A 16,164-nucleotide genomic window follows, 5' to 3' on the forward strand; every position below is an offset into this window, starting at 1 on the left:
GAAATGTGAATAAGCCCGAAGCGGTCTGCGGATAAATGTGGATGGCTTAGGGCTTTTTCTGAAAAAATGTGGATAAGAAGGAGACAGAAAATGGTAAAATTTGGAACTGGTGGCTGGAGGGCCATTATCGGCGAGGGCTTTACGAAGGAGAATATACAGAAGCTTTCCCTGGCCCTGTGCCTCAAAATGAAGGCGGAAGGGAAAGCAGACAAGGGGATTGTCATTGGCTATGACAGAAGGTTTCTGTCAAAGGAGGCTGTGATCTGGGCCTGCCAGATATTTGGAAGCCAGGGCATACGGGTGCTGTTTATCAACCGCAGCTCACCGACGCCTCTCATTATGTTCTATGTGATGAAGCACGGGCTGGATTACGGTATGATGGTGACAGCCAGCCATAACCCGGCTATTTATAATGGGATCAAAGTGTTTACCCATGGAGGACGGGACGCGGACGAGAGGCAGACAGCCCAGATCGAGGGATACCTTCTGGAGGCGGAAAAGCAGTATACGCCCTCGGACAAAGAGGATGGGCAGATGCCTCCGCCCTCCTATACAGAGCTTGTGAAGGCCGGAATGGTGGCGGAGATCAATCCCATGAATGAATATCTGGACAATATTATTTCCGTGATCAATATGGATGTCATCAGGGAGCGGGACCTGCGCATTGCCATTGATCCCATGTACGGTGTCAGCCTGACAGCCCTTAACACCATATTGTCTATTGCGCGCTGCACTGTGGAGACCATCAATTCAGAGCATGATACGCTTTTTGGCGGGAAAATGCCTGCGCCTACAGAGAATACCCTGCGCAATCTCCAGAACTATGTGCTGGACCGGTACTGCGATATCGGCATTGCCACGGACGGGGATGCGGACAGGCTGGGTGTGATCGATGACAAGGGGCGTTACCTCCATGCAAATGATATCCTGGTGATGCTGTATTATTACCTCTTAAAATATAAGGGCTGGAGAGGCCCGGCGGTGAGAAACCTGGCTACTACCCATGTGCTTGACAAGGTGGCGGAGAGCTTTGGGCAGCAGTGCTTTGAGGTTCCGGTGGGCTTTAAGCATATTTCTGCAAAAATGCAGGAGACAGGGGCCATCATTGGCGGAGAGTCCTCCGGCGGACTGACCGTAAAGGGCCATATCAACGGCAAGGACGGCATCTACGCAGCTTCCCTGCTGGTGGAGATGATCGCTGTGTCCGGGAAAAAGCTTTCAGAGATCGCAGAGGACATCCGCAGGGAATACGGGGAGATCCATATGGAGGAGAGGGACTACCGGTTTACTCCTGAGGAAAAGGAGAAAATACAGAAGATATTGCTGGTGGAGAAGAAGCTGCCAAAGCTGCCCTTTGAGGTGGAACGGGTATCCTATATGGATGGCTGCAAGGTGTATTTTGAGAATGGAGGCTGGGCCATCGCAAGATTCTCCGGTACAGAGCCCCTGCTTCGGATCTTCTGTGAGATGGAGAAGGAGGAAGAGGCTGTGGAAGTGTGCAGGGTGTTTGAGGAGTTTTTGGGGGTGTGAGCTGGTTTCTAATCTTTAGGCCATAAACCGTATATAGGTTCTGTCATCAAAGCTCAGACAGCCGTTCTGAAGACCCTTTGTGCCCTTATTTTCATGGATGCACAGGGGGTCCTTTTCTATGAGCATTTTAAGGGCCTCCTCGCTCTCTGCCAGGGTGGGCTTTAAGGCGGGATAGCCGTCACTGGCAAGGATTACCTGGGCGCCGGGGGATACCTGGTGGATGACGGTGCGCTCGGGGTGGATAGAAAAGCCGTCCAGCACGTCATAGCCATAGGGGGAAGCGGCGTTTGCAAGGCTTAGCTGGCGGCGCAGAAGAGGGAGAATGGCCTGACGGCCGCTGTCATTTTTTTCCAGATCTGCGATGGAAGTGCCCAGTATCAGCTCAATCTCATTGTAGAGGCAGCGGGCCTGTGCCATAAGGCTGTCGATCTTTTTGCTGTGGGTAAAGACTGTATCGTTGATCATGCACTGGCAGTCCCCAAAGGCCCAGATCTCCCGGTAAAATGCGCTGTAAAGAATGATAACAGCCTGAGGGCGCTCCTCAAGGCAGTCTATTAAGCTTTTCATACGGGATCCTATGGCCTGGGTCAGGCTGTTGTTTAAAAAGGTGATGGCAGAGGCAGAGTCTATGTCCATGGGAAGGCGCTTTAAGGCGGAGAGAAGGACATTTCTTGCAAAGCGGCCGCTGGTAATGCCCGTCTCTGCATTTCTGCCATCCCCGTCCTCATCCCAGTTCCAGGGTACGATACCCTTTCCTGTGACTCCGTCCACCACTGCAATAAAATGCTCCCCGACAAAGAGCCCGTCCTCACAGAGGGCCGGATTTCCCTTTTTGGATTGGATGAATTGTTCGATGATACTTGGAGTCATAGCGTTGTCCTACTTTCCTTTTTTGCGTATTGTATCATGTTTTGGTTGATTTTGGAATGAAAATGCAGGAATCCTATTGTCTGGGAGAGTAAAAAAAATTATAATGGAAGAAACGGTTGAAAGAACAAACGCTGGAAGGCACATGGACAGAGAGAAGGGGAAGCTTGGCAGATAATCTCAGATGGATAAAATATATGGTTATAAAGGCAGGATGGAGGACAGCCCTATGGGCTCCCATCCTGCTTCTGGTTTCCTGCGGACCGCAGGCGGATACGGTGCCTATGCCGGCGGAGGCGGATCTGGTGATCTTTACGGCTCAGGATGAGGCTGTCTATGAACCGGTGATCAAGGAATTTGAGGAGAGGACCAATCTGAAGGTCCGTGTGGAGAACGGTTCCTCAGAGGACATGCTTCGCAGGCTGGGAGAAGAGACGGATAAGGGAGACAATGGGAAAGGGAGCGAAAAGAGGGACGAGGCTTCCTGGGATCTGGTGTTTGGAGTCGGGATCGAGACACTGGAGCAGTCCAGGGATTACTGGCAGCCATATGAAAGCCCGGAGGCAGGCTGTATTACAGAGGCCTTTCAGTGCAGTGACAGCAGCTGGACCAGTTTTTCCGCACTCCCACTGGTGATCATGTACAACACCAATGTTGTGACCTACCGGGAGCTTCCCACAGGATGGGGAAGCCTTTTGGAGCCAAGGTGGAAGGGACGTGTGGCATTTATGGATCCGGGCCAGTCGGACATCTATTCGGCTGCCCTGGTAGCGGCAGTATACACCTGTGATGACAGCCTGGAGTATCTGAAACAGCTGATGGAAAATCTGGATTATCATACCTTGAGGAGTCTTTCCGAGGTAAATGAGGGGATCCTGGACGGCAGGTATTCCCTGGGAGTTACCATGGAGGAATCCGCCCAGGCGCTTCGCACAGAGGGAGCAGATATTGATTATATCTATCCAAAGGAGGGGATCACCGCTATCCCGGACGGGACTGCGATCCTTAAGGACTGCGCACACAGGGATGCTGCAGAGGAATTTCTGGATTTTACCATCAGTATGGACGTTCAGAGGATACTGGTATCTGACTTAAACCGCCGTTCCGTACGCTCCGATGTGCCTCCTCTTCCCGGTCTGTCTCCCATCAGCCGTCTTCCGTTGATCGAGATGGATCTGCAGGAAATGTCGGAGAAAAAGGCCATGGTGTCCGAAGAATGGAACCGCATCCTTTCCTCAAAAACCCAGGACAAGGAGGAAACGCCATGAAATGGATCCAGAATCTCTCCTTCAAATCCAGAGTATTTCTTGCCTGCCTTCTGGTGGCGCTGGTACCCCTTCTCTGCTCCAGCCTTGTCATGATGCGTCTGTTCACAGCCTCCTTAAACAGGCAGAGCGCAATTGAGGGAAAACTCCAGCTGGAGGAGATAAGCGCCCGCCTGACCGCCCTGTTAGAGAACTGTGAGAGAGCCTGTGACACACTGACAGAGGATGGTTCGGCTGCCTATGTGATGATCGATAATAATACGGTAGAGCGCCATAAGGATCTGTACCTGTCCTTATACCAGGCGGTTCAGGAAATATATGGAAATGCCCAGTTCAGCCTCTATGATGCCGGAGGACGGTTAAAATTTACCACCAACAGCAATCCGTGGAACAACTCCCTGCCCTTAAGCTGGGGACTTCTCAAAAAGGCGTCCCACAATACGGGCATTACCTATTACAGGACAGATCCCTATTTGTCTATTACCGACAGATCGGTCCTTATGCAGGGGGCCTATTCCCTGGAGAATTTCCGTGGGGCGAGAACCGGCTATGTGGTGCTGGATTTTACAAGAGATAATTTTGACAATCTGTTAAATGGCTTTTATTCCTCCGGTGATACCCTGGTCCTTTTGGATTCCCACCAGCAGCCCTTCTACTGCTCCAGGGCAGAGTATGGGGAAAAGCAGATACAGGATATTATTTTACACACAGCTCAAATGCAGGAGGATAACGGAAATCAGGGGGAAGCTCCTCAGTATCTGTGGACCAGAGAGCCCTCCCATGGCTTTTATGTGATCCTGCGCAGGGAAGCCCCCATCAGTGCTCCGGCTGTCCGGACCATGGGCACGGTAAGCTTTGCCCTTTCTGCCCTGAGCCTGGCCCTGTGCGTGATGATATCAGGCGCCCTGACAAGGAGCATTGCCCAGCCGGTGAGCCTGCTTGACAAGGCCATGGAAAAGGTGAAAAAGGGAGATCTGTCCATCCGTATCTACACAAAACGGAGAGATGAGCTGGGAAGGCTGACCGAGCGCTTTAACCAGATGACAGAGGACCTGCAGAAATATCTGGAGGATACGGTCCAAAAGCAAAAGGATCTGAACCAGGCTACCTTAAAGCTGTACCAGACCCAGTTAAATCCTCATTTTCTATATAACACACTGGATACCATCAGGTGGAATGCCAGGATCAACCAGATCCCGGAGATTGCTATTTTGGCAGAAAATCTGGCGGTGATCCTGCGAAAGAGCATTTCCAGCCAGCCCTTTATCACCCTGCGGGAGGAGCTTGAGACCATTGAAAGCTATATCCAGATACAGAAGATCCGTTTTACCGGGCGGTTTTTATACGAGGCGGAGATACCGGATCAGCTGGAGGAGTGCATGGTGCCCAAAATGATCCTTCAGCCCCTGGTGGAGAATGCCATCATCCATGGCCTTGACGGCTGTGATAACGGATATATCTGTATTTATGCAGCACAAAAGGAAGGCATTTTGAGCATTTCTGTCACAGATGACGGCAGAGGCATGGGAAAGGAAATGATCGAATGGATCAACAGTCCAAATCCGCCTAAAAGGGATGGCCATCTGGGACTTTACAATGTGATCTATATCCTGAAGCTTTATTATGGCGAGGAGTATGGAATGACAGCGGACGAGGCCTATGAGGGGACCACGATCACTCTGCGGCTTCCGGCCCAGAGGGAGATAACGGATGTGTAGGATAAAACGGGAGCTTTGAGACGGAAAAAGGAGGCAGCATATGTACAAAGTAATCGTAATTGAAGATGAAACCATGGTGCGCAGGGGGATTATCCTGACGATCAACTGGCAGGCCCTGGATTGCGTGATCGTTGGAGAGGCAGCCAACGGGGAGGAAGGGGCAGAGCTGGTAAAGAGGCTGTCGCCGGATATCATTGTAACAGACGTGAAAATGCCCAGGATGGACGGGGTAGAAATGATCGCAAAGCTTAGAGAGCAGGGCTGCCGGGCCAGGTTCATCATCCTTACAGCCTACAGTGATTTTAAATATGCCCAGAGCGCCTTAAGGCTGGGAGTCAGCGATTATCTGTTAAAGCCCTTAAAGGATGGAGATCTGGAGCAGGCAATAGAACATATTAAAAATAAGCTGGAGGAGCGCCCTGCGGGGAACAGGGAAAATGAAGCGGCAGCGCCTGTGCTGCGGTTCCATTCAGAGAAAAAAGCAAAGAATAAATATGTGGAGGAGGCCATCCAGTACATACAGGCCCATTACCATGAGGATATCACCATCAGCACAGTGGCAGGCAGCCTGGAAATCAGCGAGGGATATCTGAGCCGTGTTTTCAAAAAGGAGACGGATTATACGTTTACCAGCTATCTGACCTATTACCGGATGCAGCAGGCCATGAACCTGTTGAAGGACTGCAGGGTAAAGGTCTACGAGGTGGCTGATAAGGTGGGGTATTCCGATACGGCTTATTTCAGTGCCCAGTTTAAAAAGATCGTGGGCATTTCCCCGTCAGAGTATCAGGACAGGTGCCGGTAGGAGAGAGCAACAAGAAAAGTTAAGGGTATACACAAAATTTAACTTATGTTATACTTACCTGTGGAAAACATGCCTTTTTGGAATAGAAAAGCAGAAACAGACAGCGATGAAAAGGGGGCTTTGATATGCTGGGTTTTAAAGAAATACTGGGACATGACCAGATAAAGGAGCATTTTCAGAATGCAGTGCAGACAGGAAAGATTTCCCATGCCTATATACTCAGCGGAGAGGCTGGTATGGGCCGCAAGTCCCTGGCGCATGCGTTTGCCTTAAGCCTTCTTTGTGAGAAGAGCACCACAGATCCCTGTATGCAGTGTCATGCCTGCAGGCAGGTGCTGTCGGGGAACCATCCGGACCTGATCCATGTGACCCATGAGAAGCCTGCCAGCATTGGCGTGGATGATATCAGGGAGCAGATCAATGATACTATTATGGTACGGCCCTACAGCAGCTATTACAAGATCTATATTGTGGATGAAGCAGAGAAAATGACGGTCCAGGCACAGAATGCGCTGCTGAAGACCATTGAGGAGCCACCCTCCTATGCGGTGATCCTGCTTTTGACAACGAATCAGGATGTCTTCCTGCCGACCATCCTCTCCAGATGCGTGCAGCTGAAGCTGAAGCCTCTGAGGGATTCCGTTGTAAAGGAATACCTGGTGCAGTCTTTGAAGGTGGAGGAGAGTCAGGCAGATATTTATACCGCCTTTGCCAGAGGCAATCTTGGCAAAGCCATTCATCTGGCCCAGGCAGAGGATTTCAAGCTCATGTATGAGGAGGTCCTTCATCTTCTGAAGCATGTGAAGGATGCGGATATCTCGGAGCTGCTAGATGATATCCGCAGGCTGAAGGAGGATAACCTGGACATTTATGAATGCCTGGATTTCATGCAGATGTGGTACAGGGATGTGCTGATGTACAAGACCACAAAGGACATCAACCTTTTGATCTTCAAGGATGAATTTTCTACGATCAAATCCATGGGTACCTTAAGCGGGTACGATGGACTGGATACGATTTTAAAGGCGATCGATAAGGCGAGGATCCGCCTGGACGCCAATGTTAATATGGAGCTGGCAATGGAGCTTATGCTTTTGACAATGAAGGAGAATTAAAGGTATAAGCAGCACAGGCAAAAGAAAAATGAGATGGATAGATGGGAGTCCGGGGTTTTAAGGAGAGCCGGGCACCTGGAGTGGGAAGGAGAATGGAAATGATAACAGTGATCGGGGTGCGTTTCCGCACCGCAGGAAAGATCTATTATTTTGATCCGGCAGGCCGGAATATCAAAATCGGCGACCATGTGATCGTGGAGACAGCCAGAGGCATTGAGTACGGATACGTGGTACTGGGAAACAGGGATGTGGATGACTCAAAGGTAGTACCGCCGTTAAAGCCGGTGATCCGCATGGCTACACCGGAGGACGAGGCCGTGGAGGCCAGGAATAAAGAGAAGGAAAAGGATGCATTTAAGATCTGCCAGGAGAAGATAAAGAAGCACAACCTGGAGATGAAGCTGATCGATGCGGAATATACATTTGACAACAATAAGGTCCTGTTCTACTTTACAGCAGACGGCAGGATCGATTTCAGAGAGCTGGTAAAGGATCTGGCCAGCGTGTTTAAGACAAGGATCGAGCTGCGCCAGGTTGGTGTCAGGGATGAAACAAAGATCATGGGAGGTATTGGTATCTGCGGAAGGGCGCTGTGCTGCCATTCGTATTTGTCTGAGTTCATCCCGGTCTCCATCAAAATGGCAAAGGAACAGAACCTGTCCTTAAATCCCACAAAGATATCCGGTGTCTGCGGCAGGCTCATGTGCTGCTTAAAGAACGAGGAGGAGACCTACGAGGTATTAAACAGCAAGCTTCCGGGCGTAGGGGATTATGTCACTACAAGCGATGGCTTAAAGGGAGAGGTGCACAGCGTCAATGTGCTCCGCCAGCTGGTGAAGGTGATCGTTGTGGTAGATAAGGATGAAAAGGAAATCCGCGAATATAAGGCAGATCAGTTAAAATTCAAGCCCAGGAAGAAAAAGGGCAAGGGCGGAGACAGACAGAACCAGCCCGAGGCCCCGGATGCAGAGTTAAAGCAGCTGGAAGCCCTGGAAAAGAAGGAAGGAAAGTCGAAGCTCAATGACAAGTAGGGAAGAAATGCTCCAGGGCGGATCTGCCTGGGATAGGGATCGTTTGGAAAGGGATTCCAGGACTTTCAGGAACAGGATGTTGGAGGCAGAGAGTCAGGCTCCGCATGACAGAGGCGGCCATGAGTGGAGGCAGGCAGGACCCATCCTTCTCAGGGAGGATGAGCGGATCGATGATCTTCAGCGCAACGGCTTAGGCATTATCCAGAGAAAGGGCGCTTTCTGCTTTGGCATGGATGCGGTGCTGTTATCCGGCTTTGCGGTGGTGAAAAAGGGGGAAAAAGTTCTGGATCTGGGTACGGGAACAGGCATCATTCCCATCCTTCTCACTGCGAAGACAGAAGGGGAGCATTTCACCGGACTGGAGATCCAGGAGGAATCCGCAGATATGGCCAGGCGCAGCGTGGCCTACAACCATCTGGAGGACAAGGTTTCCATTGTCACAGGGGATATCAAAGAGGCCAGCAGCTTATTTGCCCTGGCTTCTTTTGATGCAGTCACAAGCAATCCGCCTTATATGAACGATGCTCATGGAATTAAGAACCCGGAGGATGCCAAAGCCATTGCCCGCCACGAGGTCAAGTGTACTTTGGAGGATGTGGTGCGGGAGGGCACCAGGCTGTTAAAGCCGGGAGGCCGTTTCTACATGGTCCACAGACCCAGGCGGCTTATAGAGATCATACAGACCATGAAGAGCCATGGACTGGAACCAAAGCGGATGAAGATGGTCCACCCTTATGTGAACCGTGAGGCAAACATGGTTCTTATAGAGGCAGTGAGGGGAGGCGGACCTCTTCTTAAGATGGAAGCTCCTGTGGTGGTATTTAATGAGAATGGGGAGTATTCGGAGGAGATCCGGACGACCTATGGATATTAAAATGGGGGCCGGAAAACAGGGAAAAACAGAAGGAAAAGGAGACAACATGGCAGGAAAATTATATCTGTGTGCGACACCCATTGGGAATCTGGAGGATATTACCTTCCGTGTGCTGCGGACATTAAAAGAGGTGGATCTCATTGCGGCAGAGGACACGCGCCACAGCATCAAGCTCCTGAATCATTTTGAGATCAATACACCCATGACCAGCTACCACGAATACAATAAGGTAGACAAGGCCAGATACCTTGTGGAGAAAATGGAAGAAGGCACCAATATTGCCCTGATCACCGATGCAGGCACTCCCGGCATCTCCGATCCTGGGGAGGAGCTTGTCCGGCAGTGCGTGGAGGCCGGTATCGAGGTCACATCCCTGCCGGGCCCTGCAGCCTGTATCACCGCGCTCACCATGTCCGGGCTTTCTACCAGGCGCTTTGCCTTTGAGGCATTTCTTCCCACAGAAAAGGGGGACAAGAAGGAGCGCCTGCGCATATTGGAGGAGCTGAAGGATGAGACGAGGACCATTATCATATACGAAGCGCCCCATCACCTTGTAAGCACGCTGAGAGACCTGAACGAAGCTCTGGGAAACCGCAGGATCTCCATCTGCAGGGAGCTCACAAAACGCTATGAGACAGCCTTCCGTACCACCTTTGAGGAAGCCCTGGCCTTTTACGATACAGAGGAGCCAAAGGGCGAGTGCGTCATTGTCATAGAAGGAAGATCCCCAGAGGAGCTGAGAGAGGAGCAGAGAAAGGTCTGGGAGGAGATGACCATAGAGGAGCACATGGAATACTATTTGTCCCAGGGCCAGGATAAAAAGGAAGCCATGAAGTCGGTGGCGAAGGACCGGGGGATCAGCAAGCGGGACGTGTATCAGCAGCTGCTGTGAGAAAAGCCGGATTTAAGATCGGTATACTGCAATTTTAGGGAGTATTACAGATTGGGACTGCGAAAAAACCGGGAACCATTGGAAGAAAAGGGAAAAATTGGAATATGGTATGTAAGAAAAAACCCGGAGCCATTGCCTCCAGGTTTTTCCCATGTAATGGAGTCAATCGTTACTCAGTTACATTGAGCCCGGCGAGCTTCGCCAGTGCCAGTACAGACGCTTTGGAAACTTTCTTTCCTTCGTATTCCAAAAGGTCTTCGGTGCTGCCAGTGAAGATGTCTGCGCATTCCGCTTTCTTAAGAATAATGCAGTCGTTCTGAACTGTGATCTCAAGGCCATCCTTTACATCCAGATCAAGACTCCTTCTCAGCTCAATAGGAAGCGTGATTCTGCCCAGCTCATCCAGCTTACGGATTACACCTGTGGTTTTCATCGCAATACCCCCTTGTAAAAATTTTACACCCTTACAATAAAAAATTACCAAAAAGAAAATCCGATGTCAATATCTGTAAAATGCAGAAACGGTAAGATAAATCAGGCTTTAGTAAATTTCTTAATTGAAACAGGAAAATTAAGTATTGACAAATAATACGGTTTCCTGTAGTATTACTTTGAAGTTCAAAGTATTTTTGCAGTAAGGACAAAGTTCGGGATAGGAAAAGAAAATGACAACAAGAATCATAGGAACCGGCTCTTATGTGCCGGAGCATATTGTAACCAATGATGATCTCTCAAAGATCGTAGAAACCAGCGATGATTGGATACGCAGCCGGTCCGGGATCGGTGAGAGAAGGATTGCAACGGATGACAGAACATCTGATATGGCGGCGGCCGCAGCAGCAAGGGCGATCGAGCAGGCAGGCATCAGTCCCGAAGAGATTGACCTCATTTTACTGGCAACCTCATCTCCGGATTACTGCTTCCCCAATGGAGCCTGCGAGGTTCAGGAAAAGACAGGTGCAGTGAATGCAGCCTGCTATGATATCAGCGCAGCCTGTACAGGCTTCGTGTTTGCATTAAACACGGCCCATGCATTTATCCGTGCCGGAATTTATAAGACGGCCCTTGTCATAGGAGCAGATGTATTAAGTAAATTAATAGACTGGACAGACAGAAGCACCTGCGTTCTCTTTGGGGACGGAGCGGGGGCAGTGGTCGTGAGAGCAGATGAGACCGGCGTTCTGGGACTGAATATGCATTCCAATGGACAGAAGGGAAATGTACTCACCTGCGGCGCACGATCCAACGGAAACTTCCTGTTAGGCAAAAAGCCGGAGCTGGGCTATATGACCATGGAAGGCCAGGAGGTCTTCAAGTTTGCAGTAAAAAAGGTTCCGGAGTGCATCATCCAGGTACTGGAGGAGACAGGGACAGACAAGGACGACATTGACTACTACGTGATCCACCAGGCCAACTACCGGATCATCGAGTCCATTGCAAAGCGGATGAAGGTGAGCATGGACAGATTCCCGGCCAATATGGAGCATTACGGAAACACCTCCGGCGCTTCGGTACCGCTGCTTCTGGATGAGCTGAACAGGAGCGGAAAATTGAAGCGTGGAGACAAGATCATTCTTGCAGGCTTTGGCGCAGGACTGACCTGGGGAGCAGCCCTTATTGAGTGGTAGGCAATGCCCGAAAGCACTGACTTTAGAGCATTATAATAAAATCATAATTTAAATAAAAAATGGAAATGAAAAAGGAGAAAAGATCATGTTAGAAAAAATGCAGGAAATCATTGCAGACCAGTTAAGCGTTGACGCAGAGACCATTACAGAGGCTTCTTCCTTCAAGGAAGATTTAGGAGCAGATTCCTTAGACCTCTTTGAGTTAGTTATGGCTCTGGAGGATGAGTATTCCGTAGAGATCCCGGCTGAGGACTTAGAGCAGCTCACAACTGTTGGAGCAGTTATGAACTACTTAAAGGACAAGGGCGTAGAGGCATAAGAAAGAAAAGCATAGATACGGAAAGAGGACGGCGTGTGGATATCTGAAGCACGCTGTTTACTCTATAGAGGGCAGGAAAGCAATACAGGCCCCAGGCTATGTAAAAACCGGAGGAAGGACAGCAATGAAAACAAGAGTAACAGAAATGTTGGGAATTGAATACCCGATTATTCAGGGCGGCATGGCCTGGGTGGCAGAGCATAACCTGGCTGCTGCAGTATCGGAAGCAGGAGGACTGGGTCTGATCGGCGGAGCCAATGCACCCGGTGAAGTGGTGCGCGAGGAGATCCGCAAGGCAAGAGAGCTTACAAAGAAGCCATTTGGCGTCAATGTCATGCTCTTAAGTCCCTATGCCGAGGATGTGGCAAAGGTCGTTGTGGAGGAAGGCATAAAGGTAGTTACTACCGGAGCCGGAAACCCTGAGAAATACATGGACATGTGGAAGGCTGCCGGGATCAGGGTAATTCCGGTGGTTGCCTCCGTAGCCCTGGCACGCCGCATGGAAAAGTACGGCGCTGACGCAGTAGTGGCAGAGGGAATGGAGTCCGGCGGGCATATCGGTGAGCAGACCACCATGTCCTTAGTTCCCCAGGTAGCAGATGCAGTGTCCATCCCGGTGATCGCAGCAGGCGGCATCGGAGACGGCAGAGGCATTGCGGCAGCTTTCATGCTGGGTGCAGAGGCCGTGCAGATGGGAACCCGCTTTGTGGTTTCCAAAGAGTCCATCGTGCACCAGAACTACAAGGACCGCATTATTAAGGCAAAGGACATTGATTCCACGGTAACAGGAATGTCTCATGGCCATCCGGTCCGCTGCTTGAGGAACCAGATGACAAGAGAGTACATCAAGCTGGAGCAGGAAGGAAAATCCTTTGAGGAGCTGGAGTACCTGACCTTAGGAGCCCTGCGCAAGGCAGTCCAGGAGGGCGATGTGAAGAACGGCACCGTCATGGCAGGACAGATCGCAGGTATGGTTTCCAAGGAGCAGACCTGCAAAGAAATGATCGAGGAAATGATGGAACAGGCAACAAAGCTTATGCATTGGAATTAGGAAAGCCGGGAGGACGAGGATATGAGCAAGATCGCATTTATTTTTCCGGGCCAGGGAGCTCAGGTCTGCGGCATGGGAAAGGATTTCTATGAGCAGTCTGAGACAGCGAAGGCCGTATTTGACAAGGCATCAGAGCTTCTGGGATTTTCCATGCCGGAGCTCTGCTTTGAGGAAAATGACAGGCTGGACATTACAGAATACACACAGGCAGCTATGGTGACGACCAGCATTGCCATGATGAAGGTGCTTGAGGAAAAGGGCGTAAAGCCTGATGTGGCAGCAGGCTTAAGCCTGGGCGAGTACTGCGCCCTGGCAGCAGCAGGCGTCATGAGTGAGGAGAACGCCATTACCACGGTCCGCCAGAGAGGCATCCTGATGCAGGAGGCTGTTCCGGTGGGAGAGGGCGCTATGGCCGCCATTCTGGCTCTGGATGCAGCAAAGATCGAGGAGATCACAGGTCCCATGGAGGGCGTGTGGGTGGCCAACTACAACTGCCCCGGACAGATTGTGATCTCCGGCAAAAAGGCAGCTGTGGAGGAGGCCTGCGGGAAGCTAAAGGAGGCAGGTGCTAAGAGAGCCCTTATGTTAAACGTAAGCGGCCCATTCCATTCCGGCCTTTTAACAGGAGCAGGACAGAAGCTGGGAGAGGTGCTCTCCCAGGTAGAGATCCATGAGCCTGTCATCCCTTATGTGGCAAATGTGACCGCACAGTATGTGACAGAGGCTTCCCAGGTAAAGGAGCTTCTGACAAAGCAGGTATCCTCCTCTGTGAGATGGCAGCAGAGTGTGGAGGCCATGCTGGCAGACGGCGTTGACACGTTCATCGAGATCGGACCAGGCAAGACACTGGCCGGCTTCATGAGAAAGATCGACCGCTCTGTGAAGACACTGAATGTAGAAAAGCTGGAAGACATTGAAAAGGTAACGGAGGCGCTTAAGGCCTGAGAGGCAGAAGCACTTGCGCAGCCATAACCCATTAGTAGAAAAGGAGAAACCTATGCTGGAAGGAAAGATTGCACTGGTAACAGGCGCAAGCCGCGGAATCGGACGCCAGATCGCCCTGACATTGGGAGCAAAGGGCGCAGTAGTAATTGTAAATTATAATGGCTCTGCTGCAAAGGCAGAGGAAGTGGTAAAGGAGATCGAAGCAGCCGGAGGCAAGGCAGAGGCCCTGCAGTGCAATGTTTCTGAGTATGAGAGCTGCGGGAAAATGATGGAGGATGTCATTTCCAGATACGGAAGGCTGGACATTCTTGTGAACAATGCAGGGATCACCAGAGACGGCCTTGTGATGAAGATGTCAGAGGAGGACTTTGACGCAGTCATCCAGACCAACTTAAAGGGCGTATTTAACTGCATCAAGCATGTATCCCGCCAGATGGTAAAGCAGAGAGCAGGAAGGATCATCAACATCTCCTCCGTATCCGGCGTTCTGGGAAATGCAGGACAGGCCAACTACTGTGCGGCAAAGGCCGGAGTCATCGGCATCACAAAGGGCGTTGCAAGAGAGATGGCGAGCAGGGGCATTACGGTCAATGCAGTTGCCCCGGGCTTTATCAAGACTGACATGACCGATGTGTTAAAGGACAGCATCAAGGAAGCCATCATTGCAGGCATTCCCATGAAGACCTTCGGAGAGCCGGAGGACATCGCTAACACCGTAGCATTCCTGGCATCTGACGAGGCCAGATATATCACAGGCCAGGTGATCAGCGTGGACGGCGGAATGGCAATGTAGCAGACATGGAAATAATTGGAAGAACAAAGCAGGAGAGAAGATATATGAGAACAAGAGTAGTTGTAACTGGCATGGGTGCCATCACTCCTATTGGCAATGACGTGGAGAGCTTCTGGCAGTCCCTTAAAAATAAGACTGTGGGAATTGGCCCCATCACCTATTTTGATACCACGGATTATAAATGCAAGCTGGCTGCAGAAGTAAAGGATTTTGATCCCAAGCAGTACATGGATCCAAAGGCAGCACGCCGTATGGAGGCATTTTCTCAGTTTGCAGTGGCAGCAGCCTCCCAGGCATTAAAGCAGGCTGGCATTGATATGGAGAAGGAGGATCCCTACCGCGTAGGCGTGTGCGTAGGCTCCGGCATCGGTTCCCTTCAGGCCATAGAGCGCGATGAGAAGAAGCTTTTGGACAAGGGCCCAAGCCGTGTAAATCCCCTTCTGGTGCCTCTTATGATCTCCAACATGGCAGCAGGGAACGTTGCCATCCAGTTTGGCTTAAAGGGAAAATGCTTCAATGTGGTAACGGCCTGCGCAACAGGAACACACTCCATCGGTGAGGCCTTCCGTTCCATCCAGTACGGCGAGGCTGACGTGATGGTAGCAGGAGGAACAGAGGCCAGCATTACACCTATCGGTGTGGCAGGCTTTACGGCCCTGACCGCCCTGAACACCACAGACGATCCAAAGCGCGCATCGATTCCTTTTGATAAGGAGAGAAACGGCTTCATCATGGGCGAGGGAGCTGGCGTTGTTGTCCTGGAGTCCTTAGAGCATGCACAGGCCAGAGGGGCTAAGATCCTGGCAGAAGTGGCCGGCTACGGCGCAACCTGCGATGCATACCACATCACCTCCCCGGCAGAGGACGGAAGCGGCGCAGCAAAGGCCATGGAATTTGCCATTAAGGATGCGGGCATCGAGCCTGAGGCCATTGATTATGTAAATGCACACGGCACCAGCACACATCACAATGACCTGTTTGAGACAAAGGCCATCAAGCTGGCTCTGGGCGAGCACGCAAAGGAAGTAAAGATCAACTCCACCAAATCCATGATCGGCCATCTTCTGGGCGCAGCAGGCGGTGTGGAGTTCATTACCTGCGTAAAGTCCATTCAGGACGGATATGTCCATGCAACTGCTGGTCTGGAGATCCCGGATGAGGAGTGCGATCTGGATTACACGCCGGGCGAGGGTGTTTCTATGGATGTAAATTATGCCATCAGCAATTCCCTGGGCTTTGGCGGACACAATGCCAGCCTGGTGGTGAAAAAGTTTGCGTAAGTGAGGGATACCCTCCAGGGAGCCTGCCATGGGCAGAAAGGCCTGGAGAGC

16 protein-coding genes are annotated in these 16,164 nt (G+C 51.0%); 14 read left to right on the forward strand and 2 right to left on the reverse strand.

Translation table 11 applies throughout. The features are described from left to right. Positions 1-90 precede the first annotated feature (90 nt). Positions 91-1,530 (forward strand): phosphoglucomutase/phosphomannomutase family protein, encoded by a 1,440-nt coding sequence (locus LIZ87_RS07020; RefSeq protein WP_178316237.1) that lies wholly within the window; start codon positions 91-93, stop codon positions 1,528-1,530. 15 nt (positions 1,531-1,545) lie between these two features. Here the strand turns inward: LIZ87_RS07020 and LIZ87_RS07025 are convergent, their stop codons facing one another. Beyond that, the gene (locus LIZ87_RS07025) at positions 1,546-2,400 is read right to left on the reverse strand and encodes a hypothetical protein (protein ID WP_227146009.1); all 855 of its coding nucleotides are present in this window, start codon (positions 2,398-2,400) and stop codon (positions 1,546-1,548) included. 194 nt (positions 2,401-2,594) lie between these two features. Here LIZ87_RS07025 and LIZ87_RS07030 point away from each other — a divergent pair, with 194 nt between their 5' ends. The 7 genes from LIZ87_RS07030 (at position 2,595) to rsmI (ending at position 10,097) form a co-directional block, all read left to right on the forward strand. After that, the gene (locus LIZ87_RS07030; RefSeq protein WP_227146011.1) at positions 2,595-3,665 is read left to right on the forward strand and encodes an extracellular solute-binding protein; all 1,071 of its coding nucleotides are present in this window, start codon (positions 2,595-2,597) and stop codon (positions 3,663-3,665) included. Continuing rightward, the gene (locus tag LIZ87_RS07035; RefSeq protein ID WP_178315822.1) at positions 3,662-5,380 is read left to right on the forward strand and encodes a histidine kinase; all 1,719 of its coding nucleotides are present in this window, start codon (positions 3,662-3,664) and stop codon (positions 5,378-5,380) included. Before LIZ87_RS07030 ends, LIZ87_RS07035 begins: the two co-directional genes overlap by 4 nt. 40 nt (positions 5,381-5,420) lie before the next feature. After that, positions 5,421-6,185, forward strand: coding sequence for a response regulator transcription factor (locus LIZ87_RS07040; RefSeq protein ID WP_178315823.1), 765 nt, complete (start codon positions 5,421-5,423; stop codon positions 6,183-6,185). A gap of 125 nt (positions 6,186-6,310) precedes the next feature. Further along, positions 6,311-7,300: a DNA polymerase III subunit delta' gene (holB, locus tag LIZ87_RS07045; RefSeq protein WP_178315824.1), complete on the forward strand. Its 990-nt coding sequence runs from the start codon at positions 6,311-6,313 to the stop codon at positions 7,298-7,300. Between the two features lie 98 nt (positions 7,301-7,398). Beyond that, a complete protein-coding gene (locus tag LIZ87_RS07050; RefSeq protein WP_227146013.1) occupies positions 7,399-8,331 on the forward strand; it encodes a PSP1 domain-containing protein in 933 nt (310 codons plus the stop codon). Positions 8,332-8,407: 76 nt separating this feature from the next. After that, a complete protein-coding gene (locus tag LIZ87_RS07055; protein ID WP_178315828.1) occupies positions 8,408-9,205 on the forward strand; it encodes a tRNA1(Val) (adenine(37)-N6)-methyltransferase in 798 nt (265 codons plus the stop codon). A gap of 46 nt (positions 9,206-9,251) precedes the next feature. Next, positions 9,252-10,097, forward strand: coding sequence for a 16S rRNA (cytidine(1402)-2'-O)-methyltransferase (rsmI, locus tag LIZ87_RS07060; RefSeq protein ID WP_178315826.1), 846 nt, complete (start codon positions 9,252-9,254; stop codon positions 10,095-10,097). Between the two features lie 169 nt (positions 10,098-10,266). Here the strand turns inward: rsmI and LIZ87_RS07065 are convergent, their stop codons facing one another. After that, complete coding sequence (locus LIZ87_RS07065) at positions 10,267-10,530, reverse strand: AbrB/MazE/SpoVT family DNA-binding domain-containing protein (RefSeq protein WP_178315827.1); 264 nt, start codon at positions 10,528-10,530, stop codon at positions 10,267-10,269. Positions 10,531-10,762: 232 nt separating this feature from the next. Between LIZ87_RS07065 and LIZ87_RS07070 the strand changes: the two genes are divergently transcribed. The 6 genes from LIZ87_RS07070 to fabF all read left to right on the forward strand — a co-directional run bounded on the left by LIZ87_RS07070 (position 10,763) and on the right by fabF (position 16,113). Continuing rightward, on the forward strand, positions 10,763-11,725 hold the full coding sequence (locus LIZ87_RS07070; RefSeq protein WP_227146015.1) for a beta-ketoacyl-ACP synthase III: 963 nt from the start codon (positions 10,763-10,765) through the stop codon (positions 11,723-11,725). Positions 11,726-11,810: 85 nt separating this feature from the next. Next, entirely contained in the window at positions 11,811-12,044 is a 234-nt protein-coding gene (acpP, locus tag LIZ87_RS07075) for an acyl carrier protein (RefSeq protein WP_178316269.1), read from the forward strand. 124 nt (positions 12,045-12,168) lie between these two features. Next, entirely contained in the window at positions 12,169-13,095 is a 927-nt protein-coding gene (gene fabK / locus LIZ87_RS07080) for an enoyl-[acyl-carrier-protein] reductase FabK (RefSeq protein ID WP_178316270.1), read from the forward strand. Positions 13,096-13,116: 21 nt separating this feature from the next. After that, positions 13,117-14,040 (forward strand): ACP S-malonyltransferase, encoded by a 924-nt coding sequence (gene fabD, locus LIZ87_RS07085; RefSeq protein WP_178316271.1) that lies wholly within the window; start codon positions 13,117-13,119, stop codon positions 14,038-14,040. Positions 14,041-14,092: 52 nt separating this feature from the next. Then, positions 14,093-14,833: a 3-oxoacyl-[acyl-carrier-protein] reductase gene (fabG, locus tag LIZ87_RS07090; protein WP_178316272.1), complete on the forward strand. Its 741-nt coding sequence runs from the start codon at positions 14,093-14,095 to the stop codon at positions 14,831-14,833. Between the two features lie 44 nt (positions 14,834-14,877). Continuing rightward, positions 14,878-16,113 (forward strand): beta-ketoacyl-ACP synthase II, encoded by a 1,236-nt coding sequence (gene fabF, locus LIZ87_RS07095; protein ID WP_178316273.1) that lies wholly within the window; start codon positions 14,878-14,880, stop codon positions 16,111-16,113. Positions 16,114-16,164: the final 51 nt, after the last annotated feature.

This window comes from Lacrimispora sp. 210928-DFI.3.58 (assembly GCF_020554865.1).
In the GTDB taxonomy this organism is placed as follows: domain Bacteria; phylum Bacillota; class Clostridia; order Lachnospirales; family Lachnospiraceae; genus Enterocloster.